This window comes from Martinezella rhizogenes, assembly GCF_007002745.1.
GTDB classification, from domain to species: domain Bacteria; phylum Pseudomonadota; class Alphaproteobacteria; order Rhizobiales; family Rhizobiaceae; genus Agrobacterium; species Agrobacterium cucumeris.
Genome location: NZ_SGNY01000001.1, coordinates 280,799 through 300,865, shown reverse-complemented (window position 1 = coordinate 300,865; position 20,067 = coordinate 280,799). Strand labels below are relative to the sequence as shown.

22 protein-coding genes are annotated in these 20,067 nt (G+C 60.0%); 5 read left to right on the top strand and 17 right to left on the bottom strand.

Going from position 1 to position 20,067, the window contains the following annotated elements; genetic code table 11:
* Positions 1 to 426 precede the first annotated feature (426 nt).
* Genes mnhG through EXN68_RS01470 form a run of 7 tightly spaced genes read right to left on the bottom strand, consistent with a single transcriptional unit; the run spans position 427 to position 6,370 of the window.
* On the bottom strand, positions 427 to 759 hold the full coding sequence (mnhG, locus tag EXN68_RS01500) for a monovalent cation/H(+) antiporter subunit G (protein WP_142839362.1): 333 nt from the start codon (positions 757 to 759) through the stop codon (positions 427 to 429).
* Positions 756 to 1,139 (bottom strand): cation:proton antiporter, encoded by a 384-nt coding sequence (locus EXN68_RS01495; RefSeq protein WP_142839361.1) that lies wholly within the window; start codon positions 1,137 to 1,139, stop codon positions 756 to 758. The genes mnhG and EXN68_RS01495 overlap by 4 nt, the downstream gene beginning before the upstream one ends.
* Positions 1,136 to 1,615, bottom strand: a complete 480-nt coding sequence (locus EXN68_RS01490) for a Na+/H+ antiporter subunit E (protein ID WP_142839360.1) — start codon at positions 1,613 to 1,615, stop codon at positions 1,136 to 1,138. The genes EXN68_RS01495 and EXN68_RS01490 overlap by 4 nt, the downstream gene beginning before the upstream one ends.
* Positions 1,612 to 3,186: a Na+/H+ antiporter subunit D gene (locus EXN68_RS01485; RefSeq protein WP_142839359.1), complete on the bottom strand. Its 1,575-nt coding sequence runs from the start codon at positions 3,184 to 3,186 to the stop codon at positions 1,612 to 1,614. Before EXN68_RS01485 ends, EXN68_RS01490 begins: the two co-directional genes overlap by 4 nt.
* A gap of 21 nt (positions 3,187 to 3,207) precedes the next feature.
* Positions 3,208 to 3,585 carry a Na+/H+ antiporter subunit C gene (locus EXN68_RS01480; RefSeq protein WP_142839358.1) on the bottom strand — a complete coding sequence of 126 codons (378 nt, stop codon included), beginning with the start codon at positions 3,583 to 3,585 and terminating at the stop codon, positions 3,208 to 3,210.
* The gene (locus EXN68_RS01475; protein ID WP_142839357.1) at positions 3,585 to 4,004 is read right to left on the bottom strand and encodes a Na+/H+ antiporter subunit B; all 420 of its coding nucleotides are present in this window, start codon (positions 4,002 to 4,004) and stop codon (positions 3,585 to 3,587) included. The genes EXN68_RS01480 and EXN68_RS01475 overlap by 1 nt, the downstream gene beginning before the upstream one ends.
* Positions 4,001 to 6,370, bottom strand: coding sequence for a putative monovalent cation/H+ antiporter subunit A (locus EXN68_RS01470; RefSeq protein ID WP_142839356.1), 2,370 nt, complete (start codon positions 6,368 to 6,370; stop codon positions 4,001 to 4,003). Before EXN68_RS01470 ends, EXN68_RS01475 begins: the two co-directional genes overlap by 4 nt.
* Before the next feature lie 231 nt (positions 6,371 to 6,601).
* On the opposite strand from EXN68_RS01470, the gene msrB reads away from it, so the two are divergent.
* Positions 6,602 to 7,009 (top strand): peptide-methionine (R)-S-oxide reductase MsrB, encoded by a 408-nt coding sequence (gene msrB, locus EXN68_RS01465; protein WP_142839355.1) that lies wholly within the window; start codon positions 6,602 to 6,604, stop codon positions 7,007 to 7,009.
* Between the two features lie 217 nt (positions 7,010 to 7,226).
* On the opposite strand, the gene EXN68_RS01460 is transcribed toward msrB, so the two are convergent.
* The 5 genes from EXN68_RS01460 to EXN68_RS01440 all read right to left on the bottom strand — a co-directional run bounded on the left by EXN68_RS01460 (position 7,227) and on the right by EXN68_RS01440 (position 9,944).
* Positions 7,227 to 7,721 carry a GNAT family N-acetyltransferase gene (locus EXN68_RS01460; RefSeq protein WP_142839354.1) on the bottom strand — a complete coding sequence of 165 codons (495 nt, stop codon included), beginning with the start codon at positions 7,719 to 7,721 and terminating at the stop codon, positions 7,227 to 7,229.
* 134 nt (positions 7,722 to 7,855) lie between these two features.
* Complete coding sequence (gene trhA / locus EXN68_RS01455; protein WP_142839353.1) at positions 7,856 to 8,524, bottom strand: PAQR family membrane homeostasis protein TrhA; 669 nt, start codon at positions 8,522 to 8,524, stop codon at positions 7,856 to 7,858.
* Between the two features lie 330 nt (positions 8,525 to 8,854).
* Positions 8,855 to 9,175, bottom strand: a complete 321-nt coding sequence (locus tag EXN68_RS01450) for a TraR/DksA family transcriptional regulator (RefSeq protein ID WP_142839352.1) — start codon at positions 9,173 to 9,175, stop codon at positions 8,855 to 8,857.
* A gap of 61 nt (positions 9,176 to 9,236) precedes the next feature.
* Positions 9,237 to 9,647: a universal stress protein gene (locus tag EXN68_RS01445; RefSeq protein ID WP_142839351.1), complete on the bottom strand. Its 411-nt coding sequence runs from the start codon at positions 9,645 to 9,647 to the stop codon at positions 9,237 to 9,239.
* Between the two features lie 48 nt (positions 9,648 to 9,695).
* On the bottom strand, positions 9,696 to 9,944 hold the full coding sequence (locus EXN68_RS01440; RefSeq protein ID WP_237681344.1) for a hypothetical protein: 249 nt from the start codon (positions 9,942 to 9,944) through the stop codon (positions 9,696 to 9,698).
* Between EXN68_RS01440 and EXN68_RS01435 the strand changes: the two genes are divergently transcribed.
* Positions 9,927 to 10,787: a VOC family protein gene (locus tag EXN68_RS01435; RefSeq protein ID WP_142839350.1), complete on the top strand. Its 861-nt coding sequence runs from the start codon at positions 9,927 to 9,929 to the stop codon at positions 10,785 to 10,787. The genes EXN68_RS01440 and EXN68_RS01435 overlap by 18 nt on opposite strands.
* Positions 10,788 to 10,873: 86 nt before the next feature.
* Positions 10,874 to 12,058: an AI-2E family transporter gene (locus tag EXN68_RS01430; protein ID WP_142839349.1), complete on the top strand. Its 1,185-nt coding sequence runs from the start codon at positions 10,874 to 10,876 to the stop codon at positions 12,056 to 12,058.
* A 300-nt stretch (positions 12,059 to 12,358) separates the two neighbouring features.
* On the opposite strand, the gene EXN68_RS01425 is transcribed toward EXN68_RS01430, so the two are convergent.
* The 4 genes from EXN68_RS01425 to EXN68_RS01410 form a co-directional block, all read right to left on the bottom strand.
* A complete protein-coding gene (locus tag EXN68_RS01425; RefSeq protein ID WP_142839348.1) occupies positions 12,359 to 13,456 on the bottom strand; it encodes a bifunctional transcriptional activator/DNA repair enzyme AdaA in 1,098 nt (365 codons plus the stop codon).
* A 486-nt stretch (positions 13,457 to 13,942) separates the two neighbouring features.
* Positions 13,943 to 14,668, bottom strand: coding sequence for a polysaccharide deacetylase family protein (locus tag EXN68_RS01420; protein ID WP_142839347.1), 726 nt, complete (start codon positions 14,666 to 14,668; stop codon positions 13,943 to 13,945).
* A gap of 52 nt (positions 14,669 to 14,720) precedes the next feature.
* Complete coding sequence (locus EXN68_RS01415; protein ID WP_142839346.1) at positions 14,721 to 15,629, bottom strand: dihydrodipicolinate synthase family protein; 909 nt, start codon at positions 15,627 to 15,629, stop codon at positions 14,721 to 14,723.
* A 105-nt stretch (positions 15,630 to 15,734) separates the two neighbouring features.
* A complete protein-coding gene (locus EXN68_RS01410; RefSeq protein ID WP_003494410.1) occupies positions 15,735 to 16,136 on the bottom strand; it encodes a DUF930 domain-containing protein in 402 nt (133 codons plus the stop codon).
* Positions 16,137 to 16,372: 236 nt separating this feature from the next.
* Here EXN68_RS01410 and EXN68_RS01405 point away from each other — a divergent pair, with 236 nt between their 5' ends.
* Positions 16,373 to 18,472, top strand: coding sequence for a S9 family peptidase (locus EXN68_RS01405; protein ID WP_142839345.1), 2,100 nt, complete (start codon positions 16,373 to 16,375; stop codon positions 18,470 to 18,472).
* A gap of 279 nt (positions 18,473 to 18,751) precedes the next feature.
* On the opposite strand, the gene EXN68_RS27540 is transcribed toward EXN68_RS01405, so the two are convergent.
* Positions 18,752 to 18,970, bottom strand: coding sequence for a hypothetical protein (locus EXN68_RS27540; protein WP_174022212.1), 219 nt, complete (start codon positions 18,968 to 18,970; stop codon positions 18,752 to 18,754).
* On the opposite strand from EXN68_RS27540, the gene EXN68_RS01395 reads away from it, so the two are divergent.
* Complete coding sequence (locus EXN68_RS01395; RefSeq protein WP_080817415.1) at positions 18,969 to 19,979, top strand: ABC transporter substrate-binding protein; 1,011 nt, start codon at positions 18,969 to 18,971, stop codon at positions 19,977 to 19,979. The genes EXN68_RS27540 and EXN68_RS01395 overlap by 2 nt on opposite strands.
* Positions 19,980 to 20,067 lie beyond the last annotated feature (88 nt).

Sequence of the window (20,067 nt, the reverse complement as noted above, 5' to 3'; positions counted from 1 at the left end):
TCTCCTGTTTATTTATCTCCGGAAGCGAGCGAACGCCGCTTCGAGCGATGTGAAGTTACCCGGTGCCCCACCTTCGCTTTGTTGAAACCAACATGAAATCTACCCCTAGATTTCAAGCGAAAACCGGAAACGTATTGATCCGAGATTCAACTTATGGCCCGCGACATGGGCAGCAATGACCCGAGAGGTCATAGATTAGACATTAATAAAATGCCTATGCCGACTATGAAGAGGCTAGATGCAAATCGCGATTAGCAACTTTACACTTAATTTGGATAACAGCAAAACAGCAAAAGTCAAATTCCTATTGTGAATTTTTCAGTTCAAAACAGTCTAATCGCAATACAAAAAATTACGGGTAATAAAATACTATGCCAAGTGGTAATTGAAAATGAATACCCCCTATTATTGGGGGTAATTTCAACTTCAAATTTTCTTGAGGTCATCAACTACCGATTTGTCGTGAAGCGGATAACCTGCCTTATGCGCGGCCATAGCCAGAAGATGCGCGGAGACAGGTGCTGTCAGAATGAAGAAGAAGAAACCGGCAAGTGCCCGTGCCAGCGTCGACATATCCATGGAATGAATGCCGACCGCCAGAAGCAACAGCCCGGACCCCACCGTTCCCGCCTTGGAGGCCGCATGCATGCGGGTATAGACATCAGGCAGGCGATTGAGCCCGATTGCGGCGATCAGTGAAAAGGCGGCTCCCGAGACCGTCAGCACCGCAACGAGGATAGCCACCAGCCAGCCGGTCATTTTCCGCCCTTTCTTTTTCCGCCAACCATTTGATTCTGCGATTTTTTTTCAGATTCTCGCGCTCTTTCGCCATCCAGCACCGCTTTCGACTTTCGCCCGCCATCTGCGCCGCGCGCCAGAACGAAACGGGCAAAGGCCACCGTTGCGAGAAAACCGACGAGCCCCAGCGCAATCGCGATATCGACATAAAGGATGAAGCCAGTGCGGATGGCGATGACCGCGATGAAGCCGATGGTGATGCCGACCAGCATGTCGAGCGCGACGATCCGGTCCGGCAGGGTCGGCCCGATGACGACACGATATACTGTCAGCAAAAAGGCTGCCGAGAGTACAACCGAGGCAAGTATAGTTGCAAATGAAACTATTTGTTCCGGCGTCATTGTTGAAACGCCTCCATGATCTTTTTTTCAAAGCCGTTGCGGATGTCGTTTCTGGCGGCTTCGATATCGCTACAGTCGATTGCGTGGACGTAGAGCGTTTTCCTGTCCCCGGATACATCGACCGACAGCGTGCCGGGTGTGAGCGTGATGAGATTGGCGAGCAGCGTGATCTGGAAGTCCGTCTTCACCGTCAGCGGATAAGCGAAGATGCCGGGCTGCACGTCGAGCTTCGGCCGCGTCACCAGCACCGCCACCTTCCAGGCAGACAGTGCCAGTTCCTTGAAGAACAGCAGCACGAGCGACAGTATCCGCGTCAGCCGCAGCCAGTGATTATTACCCCTGGGTATCTGATGACGGATAAGCCCGAGCGCCAGTACCGAAACGATGACGCCGAAGACAATGTTCGCCGGCGTGACGCTGCCGGTTATGGCAAGCCAGATGGCAAGGAACATCGACAGGACGATATAGAGGCTCATGGCTTGCCTCCCTGCGAAAAGACCGACTGGATATAGGCCTGGGGATCACCGAGCCCCACGGCTGCCTGCTGGCTGAGACTGAGCAGGCTTTCCGGGAACAGGCCGAAAAATACCACGAGCAAGGTCAGCCCGACCAGCGGCACGACGGAGGGCAGCGCCGGAGAGGACGGTGCCAGTGATGACGGCTGGCCTGCCGACGCCGCCGGGCGCCAGAAACACAGAAGGAATATCCGCCCGAAAGCGATGGTGGCGATGAAGCCGGAGACGAGAATGGCGGCGGCAAGCCACCATGCACCGATATCGATCGCCGATTTGACCAGCACCGCCTTCGGCCAGAAGCCGGAAAACGGCGGCAGGCCGGAGCCGGCAAAAAACAGCGCCAGCGCCAGCGCCGAAAACCACGGGGCCTGCCGGTAAAGACCGCTCAGCGCCGTCAGGCTGAAGCTGCCGCCGAGGCGGGCGGCATGGCCGGCGGCAAGATAAAGCGCCGTCATCAGCACCATGGAATGCAGCGCGTAAAAGATCGCCCCTGACACGCCCGACGGTGTACCGATGGCGATGCCCGCCATCATGTAACCGATGCCCGATATGACGATATAACCCAGCATGCGGCGGATGTCGTTTTGGGCGAGTGCGCCCATGGCGCCCAGCACCATGGTCAGTGCCGCCGAGATGGCGATGACGATGCTGAGTTCCTCGCGCTCGACAGGAAACAGCATGACCATGACGCGCAGCAGCGAATAGATGCCGACCTTGGTGAGCAACCCGCCGAACAGGGCGGATACGACGATGCGCGGCGTGTGATAGGAAGCGGGCAGCCAGAAATTCACCGGAAAGGCGGCGGCCTTCATGGCGAAAGCCAGTGCAAACAGGCTGGCAAGCGTCATTAGCGGCGCGGTTCCGCGCAGCCCGTTCGCCTTCAGGGCGATATCGGCCATGTTGAGCGTGCCGAAGATAGCGTAGAGATAACCGACCGTGATTAGGAACAGCGTTGTGCCGATGAGGTTCAATATGGCGTATTTCAGCGCCCCGTCGATCTGTTGGCGCGTCGAGCCGAGCACGATGAGGCCGAAGGACGAGATCAGCAGCACCTCGAACCAGACATAGAGGTTGAACAGATCACCCGTCAGGAAAGCGCCGCTAACACCCGCCATCAAGAGCATCAGGAACGGATAAAAGCCGTAACGCCTGGCGCTGGCGTCGATATCGCCGGCGGCATGGATGGCGCCGGCAAGCGCAACGATGGCAGCGGCGAGCGACAGCAGCGCGCCGGTCAGATCGGCGGTAAAGGCAATACCGAAAGGCGGCAGCCAGCGGCCCATCACCATGGTGAACGGGCCCTGCGTCGCGACCTTCCACAAAAGCGCTGCATCAAGCATCACGAGCAGGAAAAGCGCCGCAATGGCAACGGCCGCATGGTGGCGGATGGCGTGTCGCATCATCATCAGCACGGCACCCGCACCAATGCAGAGCGCGACCGGCAGGATGATCAGCCAGTCGGACAGCGCCACGGGCGCCATGACGAACGCTGCGGAAAGATCGGTAACTGCGGAAGGGGTGGATGAGGCCATGTCTGTCTATGCTCCGCCCGCTCAATAACCGAGCGGCGGCATTGGCTCGCCTGCCGGTTCTGCGGTGCGCATTTCGTCCGTGTCGTCGGTCTGCAACTCCTGGAAGGCACGCCAGGTCAGCACCAGAAGGAAACAGAAGAAGGAAAAGGAAATGACGATTGCCGTCAGGATCAGCGCCTGCGGCAGTGGATTGGCAGCACCCGCCGGCAGCGTATCCATACCCGCGGGAATGATCGCCGGCACTTCGCGCGTCAGCCTGCCCGCCGTGAACAGCAAAAGATTGACCGCATTGCCGAGAATGGCGATGCCGAGCAGCATGCGGATGCTGTGGCGCGACAGCATGAGATAGATCGCCACCGAAAAGAAGATGCCGACGAGAATGGAGAAGACCGCTTCCATCAGTCGCTTTCCCTTTCTTCCAGTGCCAACGCAATGGAGGTGATGGCGCCGACCACGACGAGGTAAACCCCGATATCAAAGGACATGACGGTGGAGAGCGGCACCTCGACGCCGAACAGGCTTGGATAGACCCAGAGCCCGGTCATGAATGGCACGCCGGCCGCAATCGAAACGAGGCCGGAGAGCATCGCCATCAGCAGCCCCGCGCCTGCGATCGACAGCGGATGAAACACGATGGCGCGCCTCACCGCCGCCACGCCATAAGCGATGCCATAGATCGCCAGCGCCGAAACCGCGATCAGCCCGCCGATGAAACCGCCACCCGGCTCATTATGGCCGCGCAGCAAAACGAAGATCGAGAAGAGCACCATGAGGCTGGTGATGACGGGGGCGACGGTGCGCAGAATGAGCGTATTCATGCCCGCACTCCCTTCTTCTTCGGCGTCTTTGCTGGGCCCTTGACGGCGGGGGCCGGGCGGATGCGGATGAGCGCGAGGATGGCGAGACCTGTTATCATCACCACGGCAATTTCGCCCAGCGTATCCGTGCCGCGGAAATCGACGATGATGACGTTGACCACATTGGCACCATGGGCAACGACCTTGGAATAGGTGTTGTAGAAGTCCGTCAGGCGGTTATCGAAGCTCGCTTGCGTCGCCCGCATCAGGAACAGGGCAAAGCCGGTGCCGCAGGCAATGGCGATGGTGCCGTCCAGCAGCTTCTGGCCAAGCCCGCGATGGTCCGAGGGCGACAGGCGAAGCCGCGTCATGACCAGCGTCAGAATGACCACCGACAGGGTCTCGACCATGAATTGCGTGAAGGAGAGGTCGGGCGCGCCGAACAGCAGGAAAATGACCGCCACCGCAAAGCCCTGAATGCCAAGCGCGATGATGGCGGTGAGCCGGCTCGATGCCGTCAGCACCGCAAGAAGCCCCACCACCGCAATGGCAATGAAGGTCAGTTCATGGATCTGAATATCGTGCGGCCACGCTGGCATCGCCGGAAGTTCACCATAGAGAAACAACGGCGCAAGCAGCACGGCGGCGATGACGGCGAAGGTGGCGGTGACATAAAATTCCAGCCGACCGGGCTGAATGAGCCGTGTGACGTGGAAGGAGATTTTCACCAGCGCGTCGATGAAGACGTCGAAACCCCTGTCCGGCCCGGCGCCCAGCGCCTTGAACGTGCGGTCCATCAGGCCGCGGAGCGGGACAAGCTGCATATAAAGGACGATGCCAATCGCGACCGTGAGCAGCGACAGGCCGAGCGGCACACCGATATGGGGAATGAGCGAGATTTCCACCGGACGCGGCTCACCGGCAATGGCGCTCGCCATGGGGGTGGAGATGTAGAAATGCGCGATGCCGGAAAAGAGAGCGATGGTGAGCCCCTTCAGCGCCAGCAGCGCCGGGCCGAGCCAGAGCAGCAGCGGGCCTTCATGCGCATGTTTCGGGGTTTTCCCCGGCTTGCCGAGGAAGGGTTTCAGCCCCACCGCGAAGGCGACGGCGAACATCAGCGCATTGCCGAGAATGGCGATGCCGGTAAACAGCACGGCCCGCGGATTGCCATGCGCCAGCGCGTAATAAATCTCTTCCTTGGCGAGAAAACCGAAAAACGGCGGCAGGCCGGCCATGGAAATCGCGGCGGCCAGCGCCGCTGCAAAGGTGATGGGCATGGCCTTGCGCAATCCGGCAAGCTTCGTGATATCGCGCGTGCCGGTCTCGTGGTCGATGATGCCGGCGACCATAAACAGCGCGCCCTTGAACAGCGAATGCGCCACCAGATAAAGCACCGCAGCTTCAATGGCGTGGTCCGAACCAAAGCCGGTGAGCATCACCAGAAGGCCGAGCGACGATACGGTGGTATAAGCGAGCATCAGCTTCAGGTCGGTCTGGCGCACGGCCAGCAGCGCGCCGGTGAGCATGGTCAGGCCGCCGAAGAAGGGTAGCAGGATCTGCCATGCGGCGGTATCGCCAAGCACGGGGTTGAGACGCATCAAAAGATAAACGCCGGCCTTTACCATGGTTGCCGAATGCAGATAGGCCGAAACCGGCGTCGGTGCTTCCATGGCGTTTGGCAGCCAGAAATGGAAGGGAAACTGCGCTGATTTGGTGAAAGCGCCACCGAGGACCAGAAGCAGTGCCGCCAGATAAAACGGGCTGTCGCGCAATATGTCACCGCCGCGCACCAGCATCGACAGTTGCGTCATGCCGCTCATGTCCCAGATGAAGATCAGCCCGGCAAGCAGCAGCAGGCCGCCACCACCCGTCACCACCAGCGCCTGCAGCGCAGCGCGGCGCGAGGCGGCACGCTGGTGATCGAAGCCGATCAACAGGAAGGAGGTGATGGAGGTCAGTTCCCAGAATACGAACAGCATCAGCAGGCTGTCTGAGACCACGACGCCCAGCATCGCTCCCATGAACAGAAGCAGGAAGGACAGGAAGCGGCCCTGCTGCGGATGTCCCTTCATGTAACCGCCGGCATAAAGCACGATCAGCAGGCCGATGCCGGTGATTAGCAGCGCGAAGGTGAGCGACAGGCCGTCGATGAACCAGGAGAAGCTGAGATTGAAGCTTGGCACCCAGGCGTAACCGCCCGTCACCACACCGCCCGCCGCAATGTCAGGCAGCATCAGCGCGAAATGGACAAAGGCCAGCCCCGGCGCAAGCGCCAGCAGCCAGGCGGCATTGTGCCCCAACCTCTTCACCAGCACCGGTGCGGCAAGCGCTGCCAGAAACGGCAGAAACAGCGACAGGAATGTCAGCGGCGTGACATCTGGTGTCATTCACATCTCCCGGGGTGTCCCCCACACATCTGCCTGGGGTGTCCCCAACCCCGCGCGCCAATGGCTGGCGTTCTCTTTTTCAAATCGAATTTTCAGTTAAGGCATAGGCAACGCCATCTCAACCCAAATCGGCACCCTGTCCGCAGCATAACGGACTCGTTATTGAGATGTGTCCTCTTTCAATCCGTGACGACGATGACTATTTCTGGCAGGAACAGAAAGGATCATTCCATGAGCGATCTGACACCCCCCAAAGTCAACAAGAGCGATGCCGACTGGCGTGAACAGCTGACGCCAGAGCAATATTACATTCTGCGCGAGCACGGCACGGAGCGCCCTTTCACCGGTCCCTACTGGAACTCGACCGAAAAAGGCCTCTATCGCTGCGCCGCCTGTGACGAACCGCTGTTTCTCTCCGACACCAAGTTCGATGCCGGCTGTGGCTGGCCGAGCTATTTCGAGCCGATCAAACCGGATGCGGTGACGGAACTCCGCGACGTCAGCCACGGCATGGTGCGCACCGAAATCCGCTGTGCCAATTGCGGCGGCCATCTAGGCCACGTCTTCCCCGACGGCCCGAAGCCGACCGGACTGCGTTACTGTATCAACGGCCACTCGATGGTGTTCGAGCCGGTTTGAGGGGGTTTAGAACCTCTTAATCGACTTTGTGTCGCAAACGGTGCCGCGAGTTTCTTCTCCCCGCCGGGGAGAAGGTGGCCCGAAGGGTCGGATGAGGGGGCAACGTTGCCGGATTTCGGAGAGCTTGCCCCCTCATCCCGCTGCCGCGGACTTCTCCCCGACGGGGAGAAGAACAAGGCGGCACTCGCCCGATCTACAGGTGGCTTTCAGCATCAGCTCAGAGCTTCAGCTCCATACAGGTCAAATCCAGCCAGCGGCCGAACTTGGTGCCGACTTCCGAAAATCGTCCGACGACCCTGAAACCGAGGCTTTCATGCAGGCGGATGGAGGCGGTGTTTTCCGCTTCGATGGCGGCGATCAGCACATGCACGTCATTGCCGGAAGCGTGGTCGATCAACGCCTGCATCAGCCGCTTGCCGATGCCGTGGCCGCGCGCGTCCTTGTGCACATAGACCGAATGTTCGCGGGTGTGGCGGTAACCGTCGAAAGCGCGCCAGTCACCATAGGAGGCGTAGCCGGCAACCTTCCCGTCAAGGATGGCGACGATGACCGGAAAGCCCCGCGCCTTGCGCGCAGCGAACCACTCTTTACGATTTTCCAGATCGACCAGCGCCTCGTTCCAGATCGCCGTCGTATTGACGACCGCATCATTGTAAATCTCCATGATGCCGGAGAGATCATCCACGGTCGCGTCACGCAGTTCCACGGTCATTATGCTTCGCCCTCGCTCATTGTGGAATACGCGCCGGCCCTGTTGCGGTCGCGATCCTCACGAGCCTTAAGCGATGACGCGGCGGCCTGTCCAGTGTCTGCTCCAGTGTCTGCGGCGTGATATGGGGAGGCTATTCAGGATGCCAGCGGAACAAGGCTGAAAGCGGTGACCACGGCGAAATAATGAATGGCGGCGGCGGTGACGACAAAACCGTGCCAGATGGCATTCTGGAAGCGCAGTTTTTCCCAGACATGGAAGATCACGCCAAGCGAATAGATGACGCCGCCAGCGACGATCAGCCAGAGTGTGACTGGAGCGAGATGCGACGACAGGGGCTCGACCACCATGATGCCGCTCCAGCCCATGGCGAGATAAAGACCGATGGCCACCCGGTCATATCGGCCGGGAAACACACATTTGAGGAAGATGCCACAGAGCGCGGTAAGCCAGATCAGCCCCAGCATGGTGGCGATCAGCGGATCGTTGATGCCGCGCATCAGGAAGGGCGTGTAGGTGGCCGCGATCAGGATGAAGATCGCCGAATGATCCAGCCGGCGCAGGAACCATTTTACCCGGGAATGCGGCCAGATATTATAGGTGAAGGACACGGAGAGACAGGCGACCAGACCGAGACCATAAATCCACGCGGCCGCAATCGCGCTCAGCGTACCCCAGACGGTGGCGTAAAAAATCAGCGCCGTGGCGCCGACCAGCGCAAAAACAATGCCGACGCCATGGACGATGCCATCGGCGACAATCTCGTGAAAATCATATTTGCGCCCGAACCGCCACAAATCACTCATAATTCATTCCCGTCTGCGTGCTTCCACCAAAGCATGGAGACAATATTAGACAGGAACAAGACAGCAGCCGGTTAACGTCGATCAAATTGCGTTCGAGGCTGTTGCGAAAGGAGAGGTGCGGGTCGTTCTGCGGCCACAGTAATCGCCGATGGAGCGAACGGTTGCCGCCTGTTTCTTCTCCCCGCCGGGGAGAAGTCCGCGGCAGCGGGATGAGGGGGAAAGGGTGCGGTCCATCGCTGGCGTTGCCCCCTCATCCGACCCTTCGGGCCACCTTCTCCCCGGCGGGGAGAAGAAACTCGCGGCGACCTCGCAGCCCTTTTCAGTTGCGTATCACAAAGCCGCAGCACATTCCTGACAGAACGGCGTATAGGGTACCGCCTTCAGCCGCTCCTCCGAGATCGTCTTGCCGCATTTCACGCAGGTGCCGAAGGTGCCCCTGGCGATGCGGTCGAGGGCTGCGTCGATGGCGCGCAGCTCGTCCTGCCCCACCTGCCCCATCTCGTCCAGCACTTCGTCATTGTTGCGCTCCGTGGCGCGTTCCTCGTCATCGGGATTGCGCGGCTGTTCGAAATCGACCTCGATCCGGTGCAGGCGGCGGTAAAGCTCACGCTGTCGGTCGCGCAGGATTTTCTCGTAACTCTCGACATTCATGGTGTTTTCCTCCAGCCGGTGCGGGCGGCCATTCGCCCGGAACCCTTTTGATGGCCGCTTTTTACCGGTCGATCAGCACCGAGCATTTGGCGTGGCGCACCACGCGGTCGGCGGTGGCGCCGATGAAATAATTGCTGAAATCAGGCGTATGCGACGCGATGATGATGAGGTCGGCCTTGTGGTCCTCCGCGGCGGCGATGATCTCACGCGCCGGTGCGCCACTTCTGATTTCCTGGCTGCCGTTAAATCCGCTCTTTGCCTTCAGCTCCGCAAGTTTCGCCTTGGCGTCCTTGATGGCGTTTTCAATAAGGTCGACCGGCAGGTCGATCGCCATGTAACCGGGCAGTTCCTCAACCACGTTGATGAGGACGATCTCGCCATCGGGGTCCAGCAGCGCCTTGGCTTTTGCGAGGATCTTTTCCCCCTTGTCGGTGGCGCTGAGGTCTACCGGTACGATGATCTTCTTGTACATGGCTGTCTCCTTTGGCTTATTCCGCCGTTTCGCGTGTCGTGCTCAAGCTCATATTTGCCTGCTATCGCCTGATCCGCCTTGATCGAAGTCAAGGCTGTGCGGGTCTCGCGACAGGGCATTGTCAACGAATAGTGGACGGTCAATCGCCAGACGGCGATCTTTGCTGAACGACGAAATCCGCCCATATTCACCACAGACAAACGCCGCAAAGCGGCGTCGGCCAATGCCGGTGACCGCCGATCCGCTTTCCGGCGCGTCATATTCAATATGGAGATTATGATGAGTGAAATCAAACAATTCGCCCTGACGCGACCGGCCTATGTCGGTCAGGCTCATCTCGTCGTCCACGATCTGCCGCGGGTTTCGGATTTCTACCAGAAGATCATCGGCCTTTCGGTCCTTGAAAAGAACCAGAGCGGCGAGGTTCTGGGTGTGAATGGCCAGCCGCTCTTGACGCTTTCCACCTCCAATGCGGCGGAACGCGCGCCGCGCAATGCCGCCGGCCTGTTCCACACCGCCTTCCTGATGCCGAGCCGCGATGATCTGGCGCAATGGCTGGCGCATGCCGCCCATAACAACGTGCAGCTTCAGGGCGCGTCCGACCATCTGGTCAGCGAGGCGATCTACCTTGCCGACCCGGAAGGCAACGGCATCGAGGTCTATCGCGACCGGCAGCCATCGGAATGGACCTACCAGCCTGATGGTACGGTGGAAATGGCCACCCTCGCCCTCAATCTGCAGGCGCTTTACGACAGCGCGCCGAAAACCGCTTTCGCAGGTGCTGCGGAGGGAACGGCCATCGGCCATATTCATCTGCAGGTCGGCAATATTCCGCAGGCGGATGAATTTTATCGTGACGTACTGGGGCTGAACATCATGGCGCGGTATCCGGGCGCAAGCTTCTTCGGCTCCGGGGCCTATCACCACCATGTGGCCGCCAATATCTGGAACAGCCGGGGTGCTGCGGCACGCAAGGACAATATGACGGGGCTTGCCGGTTACTCGCTGAAATTCAACGAGCCTGAAGCACTCGACAGGGCTGTTGCCGCGCTCGACAGGCTGGAAATCGCGACCGAGCGGCAAAGCGATGGCATCGTTCTGAAAGACCCATGGGGCATCGGACTAAAGCTTTCCGCATAAACGTAAAAAGGGGCGGCCAAAAATTTGCGCCGCCCCGGAACCGCCATATTTTTCGAACGTTTGTGCCCTTATTGGGGGACTGTTCGATGAATGAAAATGCCAGACCGGACAAGACCGGCACTTTGGGCCATCACGTGGCCAGCGGCGGCGCCGCGCCGGTGACAAGGGCGGATCCGCTGGAAACCCCTGCCTTCGCTTCACGCCGCGACGATGCGCGCAGCCAGCAGCCGCTCGGCCGCGAAGCGCTTGATGTCGTTGTCGCCTGGTCGGTGATCGGCATTTTCCTCATCATGCTGATGGCGGTCATTCACGAATTGTCGCTCATCCTCATCCCGGTGGTGATGGCCATCGTGGTCGGCATGATCCTCGGCATCGCCGCCGAAAAACTCGGCTCTTACGGCATTCCCGGCTTCGGTGTCGCGCTTATCCTCTCCACGCTGGTGGCGGCGGTGATGTTTTTCGTGGTCAATTCACTGAGCGAACCGCTTTCCCTGCTCGCTTCGGAAGGGCCGGCGCTGGTGGAGCGCAGCATCGACCGCTTCCTGCCCTATCTGCAAAGTCTCAGATGGCTGAATATCTCGGCAGCCAGTTTCAGCATGGGATCCATGTCGATGGAGTCGCTGATTTCGCGCAGCGGCGAGATCATTTCCGTGCTCGGCGCTAACATCACCCCCGCCGTCATTCAGGGGCTGATCTTCCTCGCCGCGCTGCTGATGTTTCTCTATAGCCGGCTGCGGCTGCGCAAGGCGATCATCATGGCCTTTCCCGCCCGCCACCAGCGGCTCAGAACCATCCGCATCATCGGCTCGGTGGAAGAAGTGCTCGGCACCTATTTCGCCACGGCAGCGCTGATCTATGCCGGGCTTGGCGTGACGATGGTGATCATCGCCTATTTCGGCGGGCTCGCCATGCCGCTTCTGTGGGGGCTGTTCGCCTTCCTCTCCAGCTTCGTACCGTTTCTCGGCATCACCGCCATGACGATATCGCTGACGGTGGCCGGCATCATCACCCATGACAACATGATTCTCGCACTCATGCCGGCGGCGATCTTCTTCACCATTCACCTGTTGATGGAAAACCTCGCCTTTCCCGCTGTCGTGGGCCGCAACATGGAAATCAACCCGTTCCTCGTCTTCGTGATGATCATCTTCTGGACATGGATGTGGGGTGCGGCCGGCGCCATGCTGGCCCTGCCGCTGTCGCTGATTGCCATGACGGTGACGCGCGAGCTGTTTCCCTCGCGCCGGGTAGTGCCGAAACTGCCGGATTGACCGGCGGTTTTCCGGCGGAAGTGCGAAGCGCCCCGGGTTTGAGCTGTCAGGAGGTTGTCCTTTGACGGAGGGCGTGTGGGGCTTTACCCCCCTCTGCCCTGCCGGGCATCTCCCCCTCAAGGGGGGAGATCGGCAAGCGGCGCTACCACCGCTTCATTCGCAGACGTTGAGATGGGCGAGACCTTGCCGCAGATCGATCTCCCCCCTTGAGGGGGAGATGCCCGGCAGGGCAGAGGGGGGTAAACCACAAGCGCCCGCCGTCAACGGACACCCTCTCAAAACCCAACAAAGCCACGCCGCTCATGAAGCGAGCGGCATTCCCTGCGCCTGCGCCTCCGCCAGCACGCCCGCCATGCGACGCTCGTGCTCTATCAGCCATTTCTTCCGCCACAGCCCTCCACCATAACCGGTCAGGCTGCCATCCGCCCCCAGCACCCGGTGGCAGGGAACGACGATGGCGATCTGGTTGGCGCCATTGGCGCGGGCCACGGCGCGCACGGCGGATGACCTGTCCATGCTGGTTGCGAGTGAGGAATAGCTGACGATCTCCCCCACCGGAATTTCCCGCAGGTTGCGCCAGACATCGCGCTCGAAGGGCGTGCCGTGGCCGGCAAGGCGGGTTTCGAAGGCAGCCGAACTGCCGGCGAAATAGGCTTTGAGCTCCGCTTCGATCTGTCCGGTCACCGCAGTGCGGCCCAGCACCATATCCGCGCCGGTGCGGGTCTTCAGCCGCTTCAGCTCGGCGGCAAGCGCCGGCCGGTCGGCGAATTCGAGCAGATGCAGGGCATGATCGTCGGCAACGATCAACATCGGGCCGATCGGCGTATCGATCCAGTCACCCTTCAAAAACCCCTTGCCCTTCATGGCGACGGGCGAGGTGCCGAAGAACTGGTTGATCGCCGAGCGAAAGCCACTGCCGGATTCGTAACCCGCATCGATCTGAGCGCCGATCACCGCCTCGCCGGAGGCAAGGCTCGTCGCCGCGTCTCCCAGCCGGCGCAGCCGGGCGATTTCCAGAAAACTCATGCCGAAACGACGTTTGAAGGTGCGGCGCACGGTGGAAGGATCGTGTCCCAGCGCCACCACATCCTCCTCGCACCAGCGCCGCGCCGGTTCGCTTTCCAGCGCCGTCAGAAGCGAAGTGACGGTCTCGTCGGCGGTACCATAGGACAACATCGGCTTGCAGCGCTTGCAGGGGCGGAAACCCGCCTCCAGGCATTCGGCGATGGTCTCACGGAACCGGCAATTTTCGATCTTCGGCTTTCGCGCCGTGCAGGTGAAGCGACAGAAGATCTTGGTCGAGGTCACGCAGACATAGGCCACGCCTTCATAGGCGGGGTCCTTGTTCACAAGGGCGGAATACAGGGTTTCGGTGTCGGGGCGTTTGAACAGCATCATGGGAGGATGCTAGCGCAATTTTCCGGTCTGCGCCGCCGAAAAACGGGCGTGGATGTAGATGATGTTTCCTGCTTCTTCGGGAGAAACATCGCCAGCGGAGTGAGCGGGGGCCGCCCATTTCTTCTCCCCGCCGGGGAGAAGGTGGCGCGCAGCGCCGGATGAGGGGGTGACGGTAGAGATATGCGGAGAGCTGGCCCCCTCATCTGCCCTTCGGGCATCTTCTCCCCGGCGGGGAGAAGAAACCGTTGGCAACGTTGCGGATCAGTTCCCCCGCGGCGCGAAGGATGGGTCCATCCAGCCTTGACGACTGCTGCTTCCAGTGAAGCGAGCAAGCACCGCATATTTCTTCTCCCCGCCGGGGAGAAGGTGGCGCGCAGCGCCGGATGAGGGGGCAAGGGCAGAGATATTCGGCAACGTTGCCCCCTCATCTGCCCTTCGGGCATCTTCTTCCTGGTGGGGAGAAGAAATATGCGGCAACCTTGCAGATCAGTTCCCCGGCGGCGCGAAGGATGGGTCGTCCAGTCGGGCGAAGATGACGCCACGGGCTTTCAGCGCCAGAAGGCCTTTCACCACGCCCTCGCCCGCCTCATGGGTGGGCTGGTTGATGTGGGAGATGATGACGTCGCCATCTTTTGCCGAGGCGATGTGTTTTGCCGTCATCGCCGCACCGAGCAGCGAGCCGCCATCGCCATTGACAGAATAACCGGCCACCCGCATGCCGAGCCGGTTGATGGTGGACATCGACGAATTGGTATATTTGGCCGTCGCACCACGGAACCATTGCGGCTGCAGGCCGGTGGCGGCGACGATGGCCTGGCGACCGCCCTCCACTTCCTGCTCAACCGCCGCTTCCGAACCGGCGGCGGCGATACCGTAGATGGAAACCGGCTTGTCCACTGCCGGCACATGGTTTTCGCCGTGATTTTCGATCTCGAACAGATCCGGATGCGCCATGAGCACGGCGAGCGCTTCGCCATTGTGTTTCAGCCAGCGGGCAGTAACGAAGATCGTTGCCGGAATGCGCTCCTTCACCAGCGTATCGAGAATGCGGTGATCGGTCTTGCCCATGCAGGCATCCAGCGTCATCGCCACCCGCACCTTGCCGTCATGCTGCGGCGTCATCTTCAGCGTCGGCTCGACAAGGCCGGTGCCCGCGAATGCGGCGGATGAAGCAGAGACTAACAGGGCGGCAATGAAGAGGCGACGCAGCATTTTGGTTTTCCGAAGTGTAAGGACGTGGCAATCCGCCCGCAAAGCGCCCGAATTATGGCGCGGTTTCCAGCGCGGACAGGACGTCCAGCGCCTCTTCCACCCGCTGGCGTTCCGCGCTGGTGAGCGGCAGGATTGGCCGGGGCGGTTCGCACGCCGTCAGTTGCAGGATGTTGGCGGCGGCGTAAACCACGCGGATGCTGCCGAATTCCTTGAACAGCGCCCAGAGCGGCTGGAAGGCCGCATCGATCCTCTTTGCCTCTTCCGCATTCTTGGCCTGAGCCGCCCGCATCAATTGCAGGGCTGGAACCGGCAGCAGGCCGGCAACCACGCTGTACCAGGTGTCGCCGCCGGCCAGTGTCGCCTCGGCGCAGCCCCAGTCACCGCTGTAACCAATGGCGAAATCATCCGACAGCTTCGGTCTCAGCCGCGCGAGCTCACCGGCATAATCGGAATCGGCCGACAGCGGCATCTTGATGGCACGGATATTGGGGATATAGGCAAGCCGCACCAGAAGCTCGTCGCTGAACGTAAAGCGCGTCGTCGTCGGGTTGTTGTAGATGGCAAGCGGCAGGGCCGTCGCGCCCGCCACGGCGGCGAAATGGTGATAGGCCTCTTCCTGCGTCAGCGGCGTGTAGGAGACGGGTGCCAGCAACAGGGCATCGGCGCCGGCGGCTTCCGCATCCCTGGCCAGCGCCACGGCCTCATCGGTGCGCAATGCGCCGACGCCGGCCATCAATATGCGCCTGCCCTTGAGGATGGCGGCTGCCGCCTCGATGGCGCGGCGTCTCTCTTCCCGTGTGAGATACATATAGATGCCGGTGCTGCCGAGAATGCCGACGGAATCGACCGCCGCCACATCCAGCCGCTCGATCAGGGCGGAGAAGGCCTGCGTGTCCACCCGCCCGGCCTCATCGGCCGGCGTGATCGGAAAAGCCGAAAGTCCCTTGAATCGTGTCGCCATGCCCGTCTCCCTCGCTTTGATCGGCAAGCAGGGTTACAGAGCCGGTGGCGGAGCGGCAAGAAAAGCGGCGGCTAAACCCCTGCCCGCAACCGAAAAAATCCTTGCTTAGTCATAAAGATACAACTTCTTCCACTGCTCCTCGGGAATCCGGTCGCCAACGCGGTAATCGAAGGACTGGATGCTGAGGCTGTCGCTCTTCAGCTGGCACTTGTATTTGAGCTTGTACCATTCGCCGGAACTTCTAAAGACCGCGCCCGGCGCCTTGATGGAGTTTTTGCCAACTTCCGGATCACCGAAGGTATAAGCGATGACCTTGTCCGGCCGCATGCCCTTCTGTTCCGTCGCTATCCTCTCCATCGCCTCGATATCGCAACGCTGCTCCAGGCGCTCTTCCGGGGCAAGCGCATTCAGCTGCCGCATGACGCTGGCGTCGATCGCGAAAGCGGGAGTAAAGGCCTGCAAGCCAAGGAAAAAGGCAGAAAGGGCAGCGGGAAGAAGCTTTCGCATGGGATCCTGTCAGTTTTTTCGTTTGTTCTTGTGGTGGGCGGCAGGCCGGGTGGCCTGCATCCATCATCGCTGATTTGCCGGATATTGCCAAAATGTGATCGAAAGCTGACCAAATTGTGCCCAAGCCGCATAACGCCTGTGGAGATTTGAAACTTGATCGGCCGGTAGGGTCACTCTACATCTTGGTGCCACACCCTGGTATCGCCCATGGATTTTTACAGGAAAGCGAGTTTCCCTTGCCGATTTTCAAGAACCTGCCCGCCGCCCCGACCGCCGAAAAACGGCCCGTTCAGGACACGCATCACGGCATTACCCGCACCGACGATTACGCATGGTTCCGGGCCGATAACTGGCAGGCCATGTTCAAGGACCCCACCCTGCTCGACCCGGCCATCCGCGCCCATCTGGAGGCGGAAAACGCCTATATGGAAGCCGCTATGGGTGACACAAAGGCACTTCAGGAAAAGCTGTTCACGGAAATGAAGGGCCGCATCAAGCAGGATGATTCCTCCGTGCCCGTCAATGACGGGCCTTATGCTTACGGGACATTGTTCGTGACCGGCGGCGAGCAGCCACATTATTTCCGCACCCCGCGCGGCGGCGGCGAAAAACACGTGCTGCTTGATGGTGACAAGGAGGCCGAGGGCAAGGATTATTTCCGGCTTGCCGGCCTCGACCAGTCCTCCGACCACAGTCACGGCATCTGGGGTTACGACGACAAGGGCTCGGAATATTTCACGCTGCGCATCCGCAACCTCGAAACCGGCGAGGACCTTGCCGACGTCGTGGAAAACACCGGTGGCGGCGGGGCCTGGGCGCCTGATGGCAAGAGCTTCTTTTATACGCTGCAGGACGAAAACCACCGCCCCTCCAAGGTCTTCCACCATATTATCGGCCAGCCGCAATCGGCAGACCGGCTGGTCTATGAGGAAAAGGATCCCGGTTTCTTCATGGGCGTCGGCGCGTCGGTTCTCGACGATTTCATCTTCATCGACATTCACGACCATGAGACCAGCGAATATCGCCTTCTCTCCACCAGCGACCTGACCGCCGAACCTGCCGTGGTGGCGGAGCGCGAGGAAGGCATCGAATATTCGATGTGCGAAGGCGGCGATGTCTTCTTCATCCTCACCAATGACGGCGATGCCAAGGATTTCCGCATCGTGGAAGCGCCGGTCACAGCACCGGGCAAAGAGAACTGGAAAGAGATCGTCCCGCATGAGCCGGGCCGTCTCATTCTTTCCGTCGATGCTTATGCCCGTCACCTGATCTGGCTTGAGCGCCGCGACGGCCTGCCGCGCATCGTCATCCGCGATCGTCGCACGGGCGAGGAACATTCCATCGCCTTTGCCGAGGAAGCCTATTCGCTTGGCCTGCACGGCGCGGCGGAATATGACACCGACGTCATCCGCTTCTCCTATTCCTCGATGACGACGCCGAGCCAGCTGTTCGATTACGACATGGTGACGCGCGAGCGCACGCTGCTGAAGACGCAGGAAGTGCCCTCCGGCCACAATCCGGATGATTACATCACGCGCCGCATCATGGCTCCTGCCCATGATGGCGAGCTGGTGCCGGTATCCCTGCTCTATCGCAAGGATGTGGCGCTTGACGGTTCCGCCCCCTGCCTGCTCTATGGATACGGCGCTTACGGCATCACCATTCCCGCCTCCTTCTCCACCACCACACTGTCACTCGCCGACCGTGGTTTCATCTATGCCATCGCCCATATTCGCGGCGGCAAGGACAAGGGTTTCGAATGGTACGAAACCGGCAAGATGGAAGACAAGCAGAACACCTTCAAGGACTTCATCGCCGCTGCCGATCATCTGGTTCAGGAAGGTTTCACCTCGTATGAGGGCATCATCGCCGAAGGCGGCTCAGCCGGCGGCATGCTGATGGGGGCCGTTGCCAATATGGCGCCGGAAAAATTCGCCGGCATCATCGCCGCCGTTCCCTTCGTGGACGTGCTGACCACCATGCTGGACGACACCCTGCCGCTGACCCCGCCGGAATGGCCGGAATGGGGCAATCCGCTGGAATCGGCAGAGGAATATGGCTGGATCGCTGCCTATAGTCCCTATGACAATGTCAGCGAAAAACCCTATCCGCCGCTGCTGGCGCTTTCCGGCCTCACCGACCCGCGTGTGACCTATTGGGAGCCGACCAAATGGGTGGCGAAGCTGCGCGAAAAGACGACGGGGGAAGCGCCGATCCTGCTCAAGACCAACATGGCGGCCGGCCATGGCGGCAAGTCCGGTCGTTTCCAGCGGCTGGAAGAAATCGCCTTCGAATATGCCTTCGCGCTGAAGGTGGCCGGCAAGGACGCCGTGTGAGGCCTTGATTGCGAAACGGGCGGCGACGGAGCCGCCGCCCGAGCCAAAACAGTATGAAAATACCTTCAAAAAACCTCTTTCTGAATATTTTTTCCACAAAAATGCACCGTTTTCTTTTCCTTTAACTTCACTTTGCGATTACGTGAATTTTTATTTCGTATTACTAAGAATTATAATAGACTTTAGTAAATCTCAAATACATTTCATGTATTACGCCACCTGAAAAAATGTTCCGAAAATCGAACGCATGGCTGCGATGCGCCATTTCGCGTTGCAATATCACTTTTTGGCCGTATTATGCCGGTCGTTGACATATTCATGCGCCTTTCCGCCGCGTTTCTCGCGGCAATCCTGCAGCACGTCTTGCGGATATTCTTGACGCCGGTTTTTTTCGGCCTTTCCATGCGCCATGTCAGTTCGCCCTTGGCAATCCGGGCTTTGCAGTGCTCCCGCTTTGCCAATTGAAAACACTGCATCAGACTTGGGGGTCTTACACATGAAGAAACTCCTCGCCTCGACCATTCTCGTAACGGGCTTTATCATCGCTGCCGGTGCAGCAAATTCCGCCAATGCCGCCGAAGAATGCGGCAGCATCTCCATCGCCGAAATGAACTGGGCATCCGCTGGTGTCGCGGCTTACGTCGACAAGTTCATCATGGAAAACGGCTATGACTGCACGGTCAATGTCGTCAGCGGCGATACCATGCCGACCTTCGCCTCCATGAACGAAAAGGGCCAGCCGGACATGGCGCCCGAATTGTGGGTGAACGCCGTGCGCGAGCCGCTCGACGCCGCCGTCAAGGACGGCCGCATGATCGAGGCATCGAAAATTCTTTCCGAAGGCGGTATCGAAGGCTGGTGGATCCCGAAATTCATCGCCGATGAACATCCCGATATCAAGACCGTCGAGGATGCGCTGAAACATCCCGAGCTCTTCCCCGCCCCGGAGGACGCCAGCAAGGGCGCCGTGCACAATTGCCCCTCCGGCTGGAACTGCCAGGTGACCACCACCAATCTCTACAAGGCACGCGAAGGCGACAAGAAGGGCTTCACGCTGGTCGATACCGGCTCCGCCGCCGGCCTTGATGGCTCCATCGCCAATGCATTCGAAAAGAAGCAGGGCTGGCTCGGCTATTACTGGTCGCCCACCGCCATTCTCGGCAAATACGAGATGGTGAAGCTGGATGACGGCGTCGAACTCGACCGCGCCCATTTCGACGAATGCACCGCCAAGGTCGATTGCGCCGATCCCAAGGTCAACGCCTATCCGGTGGCCGATGTCTTTACCGTCATCACCAAGGATTTCGAAGGCAAGGCCGGGGTGACGCTTGACTACATCAAGGCCCGCAACTGGGACAACAAGATGGTCGCCGAAATCCTTGCCTGGATGGATGAGAACCAGGGCACCAACGAGGATGGCGCGGAATATTTCCTCGAGAACCATGAGGAAATCTGGACGAAGTGGGTTCCGGCCGAGGTGGCGGAGAAGATCAAGGCTTCGATGTGATTGGTTGATGGGGGAGTCGGCGCAAGCCGCTTACCCCCCTCTGCCCTGCCGGGCATCTCCCCCTCAAGGGGGGAGATCGACCTGCGGC

Excerpts from the sequence above, each read along its gene's own strand:
- EXN68_RS01430 (WP_142839349.1), top strand. The coding sequence starts at position 10,874 with ATGAATGAAAATGCCAGACCGGACAAGACCGGCACTTTGGGCCATCAC.
- EXN68_RS01445 (WP_142839351.1), bottom strand. The coding sequence starts at position 9,647 with ATGTACAAGAAGATCATCGTACCGGTAGACCTCAGCGCCACCGACAAG.
- EXN68_RS01490 (WP_142839360.1), bottom strand. The coding sequence starts at position 1,615 with ATGAGCCTCTATATCGTCCTGTCGATGTTCCTTGCCATCTGGCTTGCC.
- EXN68_RS01415 (WP_142839346.1), bottom strand. The coding sequence starts at position 15,629 with ATGGCGACACGATTCAAGGGACTTTCGGCTTTTCCGATCACGCCGGCC.
- EXN68_RS01470 (WP_142839356.1), bottom strand. The coding sequence starts at position 6,370 with ATGACACCAGATGTCACGCCGCTGACATTCCTGTCGCTGTTTCTGCCG.
- msrB (WP_142839355.1), top strand. The coding sequence starts at position 6,602 with ATGAGCGATCTGACACCCCCCAAAGTCAACAAGAGCGATGCCGACTGG.
- mnhG (WP_142839362.1), bottom strand. The coding sequence starts at position 759 with ATGACCGGCTGGCTGGTGGCTATCCTCGTTGCGGTGCTGACGGTCTCG.
- EXN68_RS01420 (WP_142839347.1), bottom strand. The coding sequence starts at position 14,668 with ATGCTGCGTCGCCTCTTCATTGCCGCCCTGTTAGTCTCTGCTTCATCC.
- trhA (WP_142839353.1), bottom strand. The coding sequence starts at position 8,524 with ATGAGTGATTTGTGGCGGTTCGGGCGCAAATATGATTTTCACGAGATT.
- EXN68_RS01450 (WP_142839352.1), bottom strand. The coding sequence starts at position 9,175 with ATGAATGTCGAGAGTTACGAGAAAATCCTGCGCGACCGACAGCGTGAG.
- EXN68_RS01480 (WP_142839358.1), bottom strand. The coding sequence starts at position 3,585 with ATGGAAGCGGTCTTCTCCATTCTCGTCGGCATCTTCTTTTCGGTGGCG.
- EXN68_RS27540 (WP_174022212.1), bottom strand. The coding sequence starts at position 18,970 with ATGTGTAAGACCCCCAAGTCTGATGCAGTGTTTTCAATTGGCAAAGCG.
- EXN68_RS01495 (WP_142839361.1), bottom strand. The coding sequence starts at position 1,139 with ATGACGCCGGAACAAATAGTTTCATTTGCAACTATACTTGCCTCGGTT.
- EXN68_RS01475 (WP_142839357.1), bottom strand. The coding sequence starts at position 4,004 with ATGAATACGCTCATTCTGCGCACCGTCGCCCCCGTCATCACCAGCCTC.
- EXN68_RS01425 (WP_142839348.1), bottom strand. The coding sequence starts at position 13,456 with ATGATGCTGTTCAAACGCCCCGACACCGAAACCCTGTATTCCGCCCTT.
- EXN68_RS01460 (WP_142839354.1), bottom strand. The coding sequence starts at position 7,721 with ATGACCGTGGAACTGCGTGACGCGACCGTGGATGATCTCTCCGGCATC.
- EXN68_RS01435 (WP_142839350.1), top strand. The coding sequence starts at position 9,927 with ATGAGTGAAATCAAACAATTCGCCCTGACGCGACCGGCCTATGTCGGT.
- EXN68_RS01395 (WP_080817415.1), top strand. The coding sequence starts at position 18,969 with ATGAAGAAACTCCTCGCCTCGACCATTCTCGTAACGGGCTTTATCATC.
- EXN68_RS01410 (WP_003494410.1), bottom strand. The coding sequence starts at position 16,136 with ATGCGAAAGCTTCTTCCCGCTGCCCTTTCTGCCTTTTTCCTTGGCTTG.
- EXN68_RS01485 (WP_142839359.1), bottom strand. The coding sequence starts at position 3,186 with ATGGCCTCATCCACCCCTTCCGCAGTTACCGATCTTTCCGCAGCGTTC.